Annotated in this window: 13 protein-coding genes; 2 read left to right on the forward strand and 11 right to left on the reverse strand. The window is 67.2% G+C overall.

What is annotated here, in order from left to right:
- Positions 1-6: 6 nt before the first annotated feature.
- The 4 genes from ACUDP5_RS13880 to ACUDP5_RS13895 all read right to left on the reverse strand — a co-directional run bounded on the left by ACUDP5_RS13880 (position 7) and on the right by ACUDP5_RS13895 (position 5,307).
- Positions 7-942, reverse strand: a complete 936-nt coding sequence (locus tag ACUDP5_RS13880) for an ABC transporter permease (RefSeq protein ID WP_445659011.1) — start codon at positions 940-942, stop codon at positions 7-9.
- Positions 943-1,021: 79 nt separating this feature from the next.
- The gene (locus tag ACUDP5_RS13885) at positions 1,022-2,605 is read right to left on the reverse strand and encodes an ABC transporter substrate-binding protein (protein WP_445659012.1); all 1,584 of its coding nucleotides are present in this window, start codon (positions 2,603-2,605) and stop codon (positions 1,022-1,024) included.
- Positions 2,606-2,674: 69 nt separating this feature from the next.
- Positions 2,675-4,120: a M81 family metallopeptidase gene (locus ACUDP5_RS13890; protein WP_445659013.1), complete on the reverse strand. Its 1,446-nt coding sequence runs from the start codon at positions 4,118-4,120 to the stop codon at positions 2,675-2,677.
- A 50-nt stretch (positions 4,121-4,170) separates the two neighbouring features.
- Complete coding sequence (locus ACUDP5_RS13895; protein ID WP_445659014.1) at positions 4,171-5,307, reverse strand: NAD(P)/FAD-dependent oxidoreductase; 1,137 nt, start codon at positions 5,305-5,307, stop codon at positions 4,171-4,173.
- Positions 5,308-5,413: 106 nt separating this feature from the next.
- Here ACUDP5_RS13895 and ACUDP5_RS13900 point away from each other — a divergent pair, with 106 nt between their 5' ends.
- Complete coding sequence (locus ACUDP5_RS13900) at positions 5,414-5,770, forward strand: hypothetical protein (protein WP_263913321.1); 357 nt, start codon at positions 5,414-5,416, stop codon at positions 5,768-5,770.
- Between the two features lie 28 nt (positions 5,771-5,798).
- Here ACUDP5_RS13900 and ACUDP5_RS13905 read toward each other — a convergent pair whose 3' ends face one another.
- From ACUDP5_RS13905 to ACUDP5_RS13915, 3 genes are all read right to left on the reverse strand, one after another.
- On the reverse strand, positions 5,799-6,281 hold the full coding sequence (locus tag ACUDP5_RS13905) for a DUF2269 family protein (RefSeq protein ID WP_445659015.1): 483 nt from the start codon (positions 6,279-6,281) through the stop codon (positions 5,799-5,801).
- Positions 6,278-7,546, reverse strand: coding sequence for an SDR family oxidoreductase (locus ACUDP5_RS13910; protein WP_445659165.1), 1,269 nt, complete (start codon positions 7,544-7,546; stop codon positions 6,278-6,280). Before ACUDP5_RS13910 ends, ACUDP5_RS13905 begins: the two co-directional genes overlap by 4 nt.
- Before the next feature lie 138 nt (positions 7,547-7,684).
- Positions 7,685-8,215, reverse strand: coding sequence for a GbsR/MarR family transcriptional regulator (locus ACUDP5_RS13915; RefSeq protein WP_445659016.1), 531 nt, complete (start codon positions 8,213-8,215; stop codon positions 7,685-7,687).
- A 100-nt stretch (positions 8,216-8,315) separates the two neighbouring features.
- On the opposite strand from ACUDP5_RS13915, the gene ACUDP5_RS13920 reads away from it, so the two are divergent.
- Positions 8,316-8,783 carry a DUF6389 family protein gene (locus tag ACUDP5_RS13920; protein ID WP_445659017.1) on the forward strand — a complete coding sequence of 156 codons (468 nt, stop codon included), beginning with the start codon at positions 8,316-8,318 and terminating at the stop codon, positions 8,781-8,783.
- Positions 8,784-8,793: 10 nt separating this feature from the next.
- Here ACUDP5_RS13920 and ACUDP5_RS13925 read toward each other — a convergent pair whose 3' ends face one another.
- From ACUDP5_RS13925 to ACUDP5_RS13940, 4 genes are all read right to left on the reverse strand, one after another.
- Positions 8,794-9,414, reverse strand: coding sequence for a glutathione S-transferase family protein (locus ACUDP5_RS13925; RefSeq protein WP_263913315.1), 621 nt, complete (start codon positions 9,412-9,414; stop codon positions 8,794-8,796).
- A 117-nt stretch (positions 9,415-9,531) separates the two neighbouring features.
- Positions 9,532-10,449, reverse strand: coding sequence for a LysR family transcriptional regulator (locus ACUDP5_RS13930; RefSeq protein ID WP_445659166.1), 918 nt, complete (start codon positions 10,447-10,449; stop codon positions 9,532-9,534).
- Positions 10,450-10,633: 184 nt separating this feature from the next.
- The gene (locus ACUDP5_RS13935) at positions 10,634-11,653 is read right to left on the reverse strand and encodes a histone deacetylase family protein (RefSeq protein WP_445659018.1); all 1,020 of its coding nucleotides are present in this window, start codon (positions 11,651-11,653) and stop codon (positions 10,634-10,636) included.
- Positions 11,650-13,017 carry an MFS transporter gene (locus ACUDP5_RS13940; protein WP_445659019.1) on the reverse strand — a complete coding sequence of 456 codons (1,368 nt, stop codon included), beginning with the start codon at positions 13,015-13,017 and terminating at the stop codon, positions 11,650-11,652. Before ACUDP5_RS13940 ends, ACUDP5_RS13935 begins: the two co-directional genes overlap by 4 nt.
- Positions 13,018-13,211: the final 194 nt, after the last annotated feature.

The raw sequence follows: 13,211 nt of genomic DNA on the forward strand, positions 1-13,211 counted from the left end.
CCCCTTTCAATAACGGATGCGCGGGTCGAACAGGCGGTAGCTCAGGTCGACCAGCAGGTTGATCAGCACGTAGATGCCCGAGGCCACCAGCAGCACGCCCTGGATCACCGGGTAGTCGTGGCGCAGCACGGCGTCGATGGTCAGGCGGCCCAGGCCGGGAATGGCGAACACGGTTTCGGTGACCACCACGCCGCCGATCAGCAGCGCCACGCCCACGCCGATGGTGGTGACGATGGGGTTGGCGGCGTTTTTCAGCGCATGCCAGACCACGGGGCCGGCCGACAGGCCCTTGGCCCGGGCCGTGCGGATGTAGTCTTCGGACAGCGCTTCCAGCATGGTGGCGCGGGTCATGCGCGTCAGCAGCGCGATGTACACCAGCCCCAGTGACAGGCACGGCAGCACCAGGTGCCGCAGATACGGCACCAGCCCGTCGGCCAGCGGCTTGTAGCCCTGCACCGGCAGCCAGCCCAGCTTGATCGAAAAGCCATACACCAGGCAGTAGCCGATCAGGAACACCGGCACCGAGAACGCGCACACCGCACCCACCATCACCAGCCGGTCCAGCAGCCGGCCGGCATGCCAGGCCGCCAATACGCCCAGCGGCACGGCGATCAGCACGGCAAACAGCATGGTGAAGGCGGCAATCGACAGCGTCGGCCCCAGGCGCTGGCCGATCAGTTGCGCCACCGGCATCTGGGTGGCGATGGACGTACCCAGGTCGCCGGTGGCCAAGTGCCCCAGCCAGATGCCGAACTGCTGCAGCAGCGGCTTGTCCAGCCCCAGGTTCAGGCGGATCTTTTCCACGTCGTCGGCCGTGGCGTTGTCGCCCGCGATCACCGCCGCCGGGTCGCCCGGCGACAGGTGGATCAGCATGAACACCACGACCGCGACCACGGCCATGACGGGTATGACGGCCGCGATGCGGCGCAGAATGTATTTCACGATGGCTATCCCCCTGGCGGACGGCCGGGCGCGCCAGGCGCCCGGGTGCCGCGTGTTCGCTTGTCCGATACGCCGGCCGCTACGGCTTTTCGACGTTCCACATCACGGGGATGCCGGTCTTCATCAGCTCAGTGTGTTTCAGGCCGCGCACGGCCGACACCGGCTTGAATTCGCCCCACATCACATACGGCACTGTCTGGTAGGCCCGCGCTTGCAGCTGCGCGGCAATCTCCTTGCGTTTGGCCGCGTCGGTTTCCTGGATCCATTGGGTGCGCAGCGTGTCCAGTTCCTTGTCGCAGGGCCAGCCGGGCAGGCTGTTGCCGCAGGCGGCCGACAGCCACGGGTTGGTGACCGGCGTGCTGGCGTCGAAATAGCCGCCCCAGGTCAGGAACACGTTCCAGCCGCCCTGGGCGGGCGGGTCTTTCTTCAGGCGGCGCGCCGCCAGCGAGGCCCAGTCCATCGATTGCAGGTCGACGTTGATGCCGGCCTTCTTCATGTTCTGCGCCATCACCATCACCGCTGGGGCGCTGATGTGGTCGGTGGGGTACAGCAGCACCACCTTTTCGCCCTGGTAGCCGGCTTCTTGCAGCAATTGCCTGGCGCGGGCCAGGTCCGGCTTGGCGTAGGGCGCGGCGCCCGCGTCGGTGGCTAGCGGCGAGCCGCAGATGTACAGCGTGGGGCAGTAGTCCACCCGGTACTTCTCGGGGTAGCCGATGGCCGACACCATTTCCTTCTGGTTCACCAGGTAGTACAGCGCCTGGCGCGCCTGCGGCTTGTCAAAGGGCGGGTGCAGCGAATTGACGATGACCATGCCCTGCGACGCCACGGACGTGCTCAAGGTGATGTCGGGGTTGCTTTCCAGTACCGGCAGGAAGTCGGGCGTGGTCTGCTCGATCATGTCGACTTCGCCGTTCATCAGCGCCGCGGTGGCGGTGTTGCCGTCGGGGATGTAGACCCATTCCACCCGGTCGACCTTGGCCACCTTGCCGCCCGCCAGCCCGTCGGCGGGTTCTGCGCGCGGCACGTAGGCCGGGTTCTTCACGTACACCACCTTGTTGCCGGGCACCCATTCATCGCGCTTGAACAGGAACGGGCCCGACCCCACCATTTCGGTCACCTGGGTGTTCGGGTCGGTCAGCGCCAGCCGCTTGGGCAGGATGAAAGGCGGCATGCCCGACGGCTTGGCCAGCGCGTCCAGCACCAGCCCGAACGGCTGCGTGAGCGTCAGCGTGAAGGTATCGGCGCTGGTGGCGGCCAGTTCGGCGCCCGCGGCCATCATCGCCTGGCCCAGCGTGTCTTTCTTGGCCCAGCGCTGTAGCGAGGCCACGCAGTCTTCGGCGGTGACCGGCGTGCCGTCATTGAATTTCAGGCCGGGGCGCAGGGTGAAGGTCCAGCGCTTGCCGTCGGGCGAGGTGGTCCAGCTTTGCACCATCTGCGGCTTGGGCTGGCCCTGGCTGTCCTGCGCGAACAGCGTGTCGAACACCATGTAGCCGTGGTTGCGCGTGATGTAGGCGGTGTTGAACAGCGGGTCCAGCGTCTTCAGGTCGGCGTGCGGCACCATCCGCAGCGTGCTCGGCTTGGGCTGGGCCTGGGCCTGCGGCGCGGTGGCCGCGCCCAGCGCCAGCAGGGCGGCTGCGCCCAGCAGGCTGAAACGTTTCATCATGGTCATCCCCTTGGTCTTGTCGGCCGCCGCCTGCGTGGGCGGCGGCTGTGATTTCAGTGAGTGAAGGCATCAGCCCTTGAAGGGCCATTTCGGCAGCTTGCGCTTGGTGAACGGCAAGGCGTTCAGGTCGTTGGTGATGGCGCCCGGCGTTTCCACATAGATGACGTGGCGGCCCACCTTCGAGTACGAGGCATAGAAATGCTGCGACGACTTCACGATGATCAGCTTCATCGCGTGCAGGTCGACGCCGAACTGGGTGAACAGGTCGGTATCCATGGCCTGGATGCGGTTGGTCGTCAGCACGATCGTCACGCCCTGGCTGCGCACCACGGCCACGTCGCCCAGCAGGGCCGGCGTGCCCGCCAGCCCGGTCATGACCGCGTCGCGCTTGAGCGCCACGATCTCGCAGTCCACATCCAGCGGCAGCCCCGACACCGGCGCCACCTTGCCGCCGATGCGCAGCTGGATGCGCGCGCCCGGGCCGGCCTCGAAACAGAGCTGCACCGCCACCGGGTCCCAGAACGGGCCGGTGGCCACGTCGCGGATGCCGCGCGCCAGCACCCGGTCCAGGATGAAGGTCGCATCGCTGGGCGCGCCGCCGCCGGCGTTGTCGGCCGAGTCGGCCAGCACCACCGGAAAATCGTTCAGCGCCAGCGCCTGGTCCAGCGCCTCGTCGGCCCCCGGGTAGGGCGGGGCCAGGCGGTCGCGGAAACCGATCAGTTCTTCGCCCAGGGCCTTGGCCAGCGCGTCCGCCTGGCCCTGGTCGCCATCGGTATAGACCAGCACCTTGGACCCCATGTCCGGCGTATCGCCCCACGGAAAGCCATGGGCGATGGACACCGACAGCACGCCTTCCTTGCCTTCCATGGCCAGCAGGCGGTCGACGAAGCTGCGCATCGGTTCGCGGCTGGTGTGCATGATCGAGATCATGTTGCAGTCGAACACCGCGCGGGAGGGGTGGGTGCGGCCTTCGGCGCGCGCCACGCACAGGTCCACCAGGTCGTAGGCGCGGTCCAGGATGTCGGTGTGGGGGTATTCCTTGAAGCACACCAGGAAATCGGCGCTCTGCACCATGGTGTCGGTCAGGTGGCAGTGCGGGTCCAGCTCGGCGCCAATGACCGTGTCCGGGCCGACGATCTCCCGGGCCCGGCGCAGCAGGTCGCCTTCGCAGTCGTCATAGCCGTCGGCCACCATGGCGCCATGCAGGCCGAACAGGGCGATGTCCACCTTGCCCGCGCGGCGCAGGTCGTCAAGCAACTCGTCGCGCAGGGTTTCATAGGCGTCGCGGGTGGTGATGCCAGCCGGGGTGGCGCCCGCCGTCATGCCTTCGACCAGCGTCCAGTCCTTGCCCTGGGCGCGCTGGCGCGCGGCCCACAGCGGTCCCGAGAACATCTGCATGCGGTCCGGGTGCTGGCCGGCGGGGTAATAGCCGCGGGCCCGGTAGGCCGACAGGCCGGTCGGGATGGGGGAAAAGGTGTTTGTTTCGGTCGCCAGGGACCCGGAAAATATCTTCATGCAACCGCTCCGCTCGAAAAGGGATGAAGGGGATACGACGGGGACTGCGTTCAGCGCAAGCGCTCGGGGCGTACCGCGTGGGCATCCACCCCGTGCGCCTGCAAATGGGTCGGGACGGGCTGGTGGGTCAAGAGCGCCGCGGCCAGTTCGGACGTCGCGGCGGCCGTCTGGATGCCGTAGCCGCCCTGGGCCGCCAGCCAGAAAAAGGCCGGCGCCTCGGCGTCCCAGCCCACCACGAAATCGCCGTCGCGCACGAACGAGCGCAGGCCGGCCCAGGTGTGCCTGGGGCGCCGGATGGTCATCGAGGTGGCCGCTTCGATGCGGTAGATGCCCGTCGCCACGTCCAGCTCTTCAGGCATGACATCGTGCGCGGCCACCGGGTCGGCGTTGGCGGGCGACCCCAGCAACTGGCCCGCGTCCGGCTTGAAGTAATAGCTTTCGTCCACGCCCACCACCGCCGGCCAGTGGGAAAAATCCACGTCGGTCGGCCCGGCAAAGGTGAAGGCAGTGCGCCGGCAGGGTTGCAGGCCCACCGGCTGCGCGCCGCACAGCGCCGCCGTCTGGTCGGCCCAGGCGCCCGCGGCATTGACCAGCACCCGCGCCCGCAACGTTTCGCCGCCGGCAAGCGTCAGCGTCCAGATACCGTCGTTGAACGATGCCGCCGTCAGCTCGGCCTGGTTGCGCAGCACCGCGCCCTGGCGCGTCATGCCGCGCAGGAAACCCTGGTGCAAGGCATGCACGTCGATGTCTCGGGCATCGGGTTCTTCGATGGCGCCGCAGAGCTGGTCGCCGCGCAGGCAGGGCACCCGCGCCACGGCCTGGTCGGCGTCGATCAGCGTCACGTTGGGCGACTGGCGGCGAAAATCGTCGTACACGTCGTGCAGCAGGTCGCGCTGTTCAGGCGTGGCGATGTACAGCACCCCGCGCGGATGCAGCAGCGGATGCTCGGCAAAGCCCTGCGGCGGCTGTTCGTAGAATGCGCGGCTGGCGCGGGTCAGCGCCTTGATCTGGGGCGTGCCGTAGGTTTCCATGAACATGGCCGCCGAACGGCCGGTGGAGTGGTAGCCCGGCTGGGCTTCGCGTTCCAGCACCGCCACGGAAGCCGCCGCGCTCAGGCGGTAGGCCACGGATGCCCCGGCGATGCCGGCGCCGATGACGGCGTAGTCGTAGAGGGTGTCTGCGGTCATGTTTGTCGGAAGCGAGAATTCTCTTATTTGATAATTCTCGAATACGATAGTTGTTTGAGTCCGGCCGGGTAATAGGGGTTGTCCCGATGCCCGTAAAATCCCGGCCATGCTTCCTACTCAAGTCATCGTTGCGCTGCTGGTTTTGCAGCTTGCCCTGGTCGTGCCGCTGGTGGCCGTCGTCATCCAGCTGTTCCGCCTGATTCACTGGCAATTCCGGGCCGACCCGCAGACCCGCGGCGAACGCCCGCATTTCACCGGCCCGGTGCTGGCCATGCTGTTCAGCGCCCTGGCCGCCAGCGACTTCATCGGTTTCGAGCCGTTCAAGACCGTGTCCGAACTGAACCCGGTGCCGCTGGACGCGCGCGCCTATTTCACCGTGGCCATGCTGGCCTTGGCGGTGTGGTGCTGGGCGTATGCCGGCGCGATCCGCACGCGGATGCGCGCCATGGTGGGGTTGAAGTAGGCCGCTTCGTCCGTACGCCGAGGGGCGCCTACGCCGCCCACAGCGCCGGCTTGACCACCATCAGGAAATACACCGCCACCATTGCCAGAAAGGCGGGGTAGCCCAGCATTTCCCACCACCGCGCAAAGCGCCAATAGCGCGCCGGCAAGGCGACCGCGCCGCCGGCATGCGCCTGGGCGGCCATCTTGGCCATTTCGTATTGCAGCCACACCACCGGCAGCCAGCACACACCCGCCAGCAGGTACAGCCCGATCGACAGGCTGACCCAGGGCGTGCTCCAGTGCCAGCCGGCGATGTGTGCCAGCCACAGGCCCGACAGCGGCTGGAAGATCACCGCCGGAGTCGTGAACCACAGGTCGGCGCGCACCACCAGTTTCGACACCGCCGCAATTGCCGGAATATTGCCTGTGCGGTTGGCGAAGAACAGGTAGAACGCCGTGCCAAAGCCCGTGCCCACCAGCAGCACCGACGACATAATGTGCAGGGTCTTGATCGTGAGATACGCATTCATGGCCGGGTTTCCTCGCTGAGCAGCATGATTAACAGGGCAAGCACGGCCGCGTTTTTCAGGACGGGGCCGAAGGGATGCAACAGGAAGGCCGGCAACGCCACGGCAATCACCACGGAATAGACCAACACCAGCCCGGCCTGCAGGGCCCAGAGCCGGCGGCCGGGCCGCCACAGCGTGGCGATGCCCAGCCCGAAATCCAGCGCCGCGGCGCCATACAGGGCCGCCAGGGCGGGCGTGCCGTGCAGGCCCACCGGCGCCAGCAGCGCCAGGCTGCCGTCCACGGGGTAGAGCAGGGCGCTGCACACGGCCGTCCACAGCCAGATCAGCGCCAGGGCGCCGCGCAGCAGGCCCGGGCGCCAGGCGGCCAGGGCCTGCTGGCGCATGGCGGGCGCGTCCACCGGGCGGATGAAGGTGTCGATGCCGGCCGGCAGGCGGCCCAGCGCCTGGGCGGTGGTGGCCACGTCGGCCGTGTTGCCGGCCCGCAGCATCCGCCAGGTGTCGCGCGTCAGCATCGAGCCGGGTACGCGGTCCAGCAGCGCTGCGCTGGCGCCGATCAGCCAGCCGGGCACGGTGACCCGCCAGGCCGGCGCAAACCCCATCGATGCCCGATAGGCGGCCAGCATGTCGCGGTACGTGACCTCGGTGCCGCCGACCAGGTCCAGCACGGCCGAGGCGCCGTCCGTCGTGTGCATCGGCCCGCGCAGCCACCGCACGACGACCTCGGCCAGCTCGTCCACGTGTATCGGGCGCAGGCGCTGCTGGCCGCCGGCCGGCAGCCAGTGCAGCGGCGCCGACGCCAGCGCACGAAAGAACCGCGCCGATGCCCCGTGCGCGCCATAGACCAGCGCCGGCCGCAGGATGCAGTGCGCCACCGGCAGCGCTTGCAGATGCCCGTCGGCCGCGCGCTTGCTCTCGAAGTAGGGCGTGTCGCCCGTTGCCGCGCCCAGCGCCGACAACTGCACGATGCCCCGCACGCCCGCCTGGCAGGCGGCGTCGAACAGCGCGATGGGTGCGTGTCGGTGGATCCGGTCGAAGGTCGCGTCGCCGCGCTCGACCAGGATGCCGGCGGCGTTCACCACCCCGTGGATGCCGCGCAGCCGGTCGGTCCAGGCGGCCGGGTCCGTGTCTGCCAGGTAATCGATGGCGATCTCGTCGGGCTGCATGGGATGGCGCACGCCTTTCAGGACCCGGTGGCCGTCTTGCAGCAGGGCCTCGCACAGGGCCCGGCCGACAAAGCCGTTGGCGCCGCAGACCAGGATGTTCATGCCGTTGCCCTCATCAGGTGGGTGCATCGATCGATTCTTTTATTTCTGTTATTTCTGTACAGACAGAAATAACAATTTAAAAAAAGGGGCTCAAGGACGGCAATGTTGGCCAGGCCAACCCGCCCCGAGCCCGTCGCATCAGCTTTTGCCGCGCCGCATCGTCTTGCTGATCTTGGCGCCCATGCCCAGCGTCTTCATCAGGGTTTCCGGTTTCATGCGCAGCATTTCGTCCGACCAGGTGGTGAGGATTTCCATGAATTCCAGCGTTTCGCGCACGCGTTGTTCGGTCAGGCGGCTTTCGTTGGCCATCTCGGGGCTGGCCAGGCTATCGCGCAGCACGGTCAGGGTGGGATCGATCTCGCGCTGGCGGCGGCCTTCGACGATCAGCTTGAACAGTTCCCAGATGTCGGTGGACGTCTCGAAGTGGTCGCGGCGGTCGTCCATGACGTGCACCACCTTGGCCAGGCGCCAGGCTTGCAGCTCTTTCAGGCTGTTGCTGACGTTGGACCGCGCCACCCCCAGGGTGTCGGCGATTTCTTCCGCGGGCAGCGGCCGGCCCATCAGGTAGAGCAGGGCGTGGATCTGGGCCACGGTGCGGTTCACGCCCCAGCGCGAGCCCATTTCGCCCCAGTGCAGGATGAAGCGTTCGGCAATCGGAGTCAGTTTCATGGAGCCACTGTAGGGGGTTTCTGTTATTTCTGTCAAGACAGAAATAACAGAAACCCATTCATCCGGTACGCTTGCGGTTTTCGTCTCGCCTGCCCGTGCAATGACCCGACAAAACTACCAGGACACCCTGCGGCGCGTGCTCGACGCGCATACCGACACCGCACTGCGCACGCTGGCCGGCCTGTTTGCGCGCCTGCCCGAGAAGGCGCGCGAAATCCAGTTCGGCATCTTTCCCGACCAGGATGGCGAGGGCACGTTTTCGGTGGTGATCGGGCTGGACGGCCCCGACCTGTACGTCTTGAACAAGGCGATCGACGGCTGCCGCCATCTGTTTGACGTGGTGCATGGCGAAACCGGCGTCACGCCGCGCGTGCCGTTGTTCAGGGATGAACCGGACTTCTGCGTGCAGGACGCCATTGCCGATACCGCGGCGGACTGGATCGAAGCGCTATGGGAGCAGGGCGGCCGGGCCGTGTCGCCCCTGCCGGCCTGCATCTATGCCGACGACGACTACGGCACGACCTTGCCCCGCGAGCTGCGGGCGGATGCCGCGCGGCCGGTGCGTTGACGCTTGCCTGTCAGCTGGCCTGCGCCAGCGCCCGCTGCACCGCCGGGCGGGCCGCCACGCGCGCCAGGTAGGCCGTCAGCTTGGGAAACGCCTTCAGGTCCACGCCGTCGCCTTCGAGCCAGCTGCCGATCGTGTACAGATAGGCATCGGCCACGCTGAAGCGTTCACCCGCGACCCACGGCCCGACGATCTGCGATTCCAGGTAGGCGGCGCAGGCCGTCATGGTTTGCGGCACCTTGGCGCGCATGGCTTCATGGGCGGCGGGGTCGTCGGCCCAGCGGGCGCCGCGGCGCTTGTGCGCATGGGCCACGTGGGCGGTCGACGCCAGGTAGCTGTTCAGTTCCTGCAATTGGGCGAACGCGAACGGATCGTTCAGCGGCGCCAGCCCGGCCTCGGGAAAGCGCTGCGCCACGAAGGCCAGCAGCGCGGGGGTTTCCGTCAGCACGCCGTGTTCGGTTTTCAGCGCGGGCACGCGGCCCTTGGGGTTGATGGCCAGGTACTCGGCGCTTTGCTGCTGCCCGGCGGCAAAGTCCAGCTTCACGACGTCGAAGTCGGCGCCGGCTTCCTGCAAGGCGATGTGGGTGGCCAATGCGCAGGTACCCGGTGCGGTATAGAAGGTCCAACGAGACATGTGCGTCCTCAAGGGAAAGTGCGGGGGTCGAGAGCGCCATTATCGCCATAATGGGCGCTTGCAGGCCGCTCTTGTGAACGGCGGCGATGACGCGCTGCGGCAATGGCCCCGGCCCCGTCAGCGTGCCCGCGCCGCCAGCGACGTCCGCGCCAGAAAGCGGTCGAACGCCGCCAGGAAGGCCGTTTCCACCGGGCTCAGCTTGCGCTGCTTGTGCCAGGTCAGGAACACGTCGATCTCGGCCACGCTGTCGTGCGGCGGCAGGCGCCGCAGTTCGCCGTTGACCACGTCCTGCGCAATCAGGTGTTCGGGCAGGAAGCTCAGGCCGATGCCGGCCACCACCATGCGGCGCACTTCCTCCAGGTGCGGCGAGGTGCCGACGATGCGCCCGGTAAAACCCTGCTGGTCCCGGAAAATGGTCAGCGGCGACAGCGTGTCGCCAAGCTGGTCGCTGGCGAAGCACACGAAATTCTGGTCCAGCAGGTCTTCGATGGCCACCCGCGGCCGCGTGAACAGCGGGTGCCGCCGGCCGCACACCACCGCGTACTGGTGACGCAGGAACAGCTTGCGTTCCAGCGTCTCGACCGGCTTGCGGCACAGACAGATGCCCAGCGCTGGCACGCGCTTGGCCAGCGCATCGAGAATATCGGCGCTGGGCTGCATTTCCATGTGGAATTCCACCTTGGGATAGCGCTGGTGAAAGTCCGCCAGGAAATCGTCGTAGGGCGTGCTCTGGATGCGGCTCATCACCAGCAGCCGCAAGGTGCCGGCCACCTCGGCCTGGTCCTGCACGGCCGCGTTCTCGATGCGCGCCATGGTGCCGTACATGTCGCGGGCGATGGCGTAGATTTCCTCGCCCAGGCTGGTCAGGCGGAATTCGCCGTTGCGCCGGTGCAGCAACAGCCCGCCCACCGCGTCTTCCAGCCGCTTGAGCGCCTGGCTGACCGCCGGCTGGCTCAGGTGCAGCGCCTGCGCCGCCCGGCCCACGCCGCGCGCCTGCACCACGAACATGAAGGTGCGCAGCAGGTTCCAGTCCATGCGCTCGGGCGCCAGCGGCAAGGCGTTGGCGGGGCGGACGGCGGGGCGGTCGGAAGTGGGGGCCATGACAAAAATGGATGCGGCATTCAAGGGAACGCGGGCAGGACGATGCATCGCCTGCCCGCCGTCGTGCCCCGGCGTGGGGCGGGGTTGGCGGGGCCCCGTCCGCCAGGCCGGCCCCGGATCAGGCGCCGGCCAGTCCCGCGAAGAATCGCGCGGCGTTCGATTCCAGGCCCTCGATATAGTAGCCGCCTTCCTGCACGATCAATGTCGGCAGCTTCAGGCTGCCGACCTCGCGGCCCAGTCGCTCGAAGCCGTCTTCCGACACCGCCACCATCGCCTGCGGGTCCTTCTCGAAAATATCGAAACCCAGCGACAGCACCAGCACGTCCGGCTGGAACTTCTCGATGGCCGCGCGGGCCTGGGCCAGGCGGTCAAAGAACACCGACTCGGGCGAGCCGTGCGGCATCGGCAGGTTGACGTTGTAGCCGTAGCCTTCGCCCGCGCCGCGCTCGTCCTCGAAACCCGCCACCACCGGATAGAAATTCTCAGGGTCGCCGTGAATCGACACGTACAGCACGTCGCTGCGTTCGTAGAAGATGTCCTGGATGCCCTGGCCGTGGTGCATGTCGGTATCCAGGATCGCCACGCGGCCATATTTGCCGCGCAGGCGCTGGGCGGCAATCGCCGCGTTGTTCAGGTAGCAGAAGCCGCCCGCCGCATCGCGCCGGGCGTGGTGGCCGGGCGGACGGCAGATGGCGTAGGCATGGCGGTCGCCGGCTGCGATGCGGTCGGCGCCGGCAATGGCGCACTGCGCCGCCCAATAGGCCGAGCGCCAGGTATTCGGCCCCACCGGGCAACTGCCGTCGGCCAGGTAGCGCGCCGCCTGCGCCAGCACGCCGCGCAGCGCGTTGGGCTCGCGCACGAAGACGTTGGACACGACCTCGTCGCCCCAGTCCTGGGGCAGTTTTTTCCAGTCGGCGTGGGCGTTCTGCAGGAACTGCAGGTAGGCCGGCGTGTGCACCGCGGCCAGCGGCTCGGTGCCGTGGTCGGTAGGCGCCTGCACGTCAAAGCCCAGGTGGCGGGCGGCCTGCGCCAGCGCGTCCAGGCGCGACGGCACTTCCTGCGGCGTGCGCATCTTGCCGCGCGAGAAGTAGGTCTGCGGATGATGCAGTTTCTGGTCGTCGTGGAAAAACGCCTTCATGCTTGTTGCCCCTTCAGTTGAAATTGAACGCGGCGCTGGCCATAAGCCCCCAGCAATAGCACGGATACCAGCGACAGCAGCGAAATCGCCGAGAACAGCAGCGCCAGCGGCCACCACTGGCCCTTGAAATTCTCGGCCAACACCGTGCCCAGCATCGGCGTCAGGCCGCCGAAGATCGCGCCCGACAGCTGATAGGCCATCGAAATCCCCGTATAGCGGATCGCCGTCGGAAAGCTGTCGCTGACAAAGCCCGCAATCACCGCATAGTAGGCGCCCATGAACAGCACCGCCACGCCGATGCCCAGCGTGATAGACGAGAGCGACCCCAGGTCCACCAGGTTGAACATCGCGTACGGCGTGAAGATCGACACCAGCGAGGTGAACGCCAGAAAGCGCAGGTTGCCCACGCGGCTGGCAATGTAGGCGGCCACCGGCGTGATGAAGAACTGCATGATCGACACCACCAGCAGGCAGTCCAGGATCACCGCGCGGTTCAGGCCCACGTACTGCGTCGTGTAGGCGATCATGAACGTGCTGGTGAAATAGAACCCCGCGATGCCCAGCACATTGGCGCCCACCGCCATCGCCAGCAGCTTGGGCGCGCCGGTCAGCACCTGCGCGAGCGGGGCGCGTTCGGGCTTGGCGTGTTGAGCCAGCTTTTGCTTTTCGGCTTGGGCCAGCTTTTGCTTTTCATCCCGGGCCTGCTTTTCTTCCAGGAAATCAGGCGACTCGTTCACGCTCAGGCGGATCACAAAGCCCACCGCCAGCAGCACGGCCGAGAACAGGAACGGCACGCGCCAGCCCCACGACAGGAAGGCCGCGTCGTCCAGCCCCGTCACCAGCTTGAACATCAGCATCGACAGGATCAGGCCGGCCGGGCTGCCCAGCTGCGCGAACGACGCGAAGAAGGTGCGCTTGCGCTTGTCCGGCGAATGCTCGCCCGCCATCAGCACCGCGCCGCCCCATTCACCGCCCACCGCCACGCCTTGCACGATGCGCAAGAGCACCAGCAGGATCGGCGCCCAGACGCCGATCGACGCGTAGGTCGGCAACAGGCCGATCAGCACGGTCACCGTGCCCATCATCAGCAGGGTGATGACCAGTGATTTCTTGCGCCCGATGCGGTCGCCGATATGCCCGAAGATCGCGCCGCCCAGCGGCCGCGCGAAAAAGCCCACCGCAAAGGTGCCGAACGCCGCCAGCGTGCCGTAAAAGCCCGTGGCCGACGGAAAGAACAGCTTGCCGAACACCAGCGCGGCGGCCGTGGCGTAAATGTAGAAGTCGTACCACTCGATCATCGTGCCGACGAAAGCGGCCGTGGACGCGCGCACCGGCTGGTGGCCCGTCTTGGAATTTCCCCTCATGTTTATCTCTCTGAAATGGGTTGAGGATGCTGCGTCAGTCGTTATACGCGCGGCCTCGCCATAAGAAAAATTCTGAATTCTTATTCGCGAAATTCAGCGAATTTATGAGTGAAAACCCTAGGATTGGGCGCAGATGCCGTGAAATGCGTCACCAGGGCAGGCTGGCGGCCCGCCAGCCTGAGCGTGGCTTGCTG

Source organism: Achromobacter sp. NCFB-sbj8-Ac1-l (genome assembly GCF_052695805.1).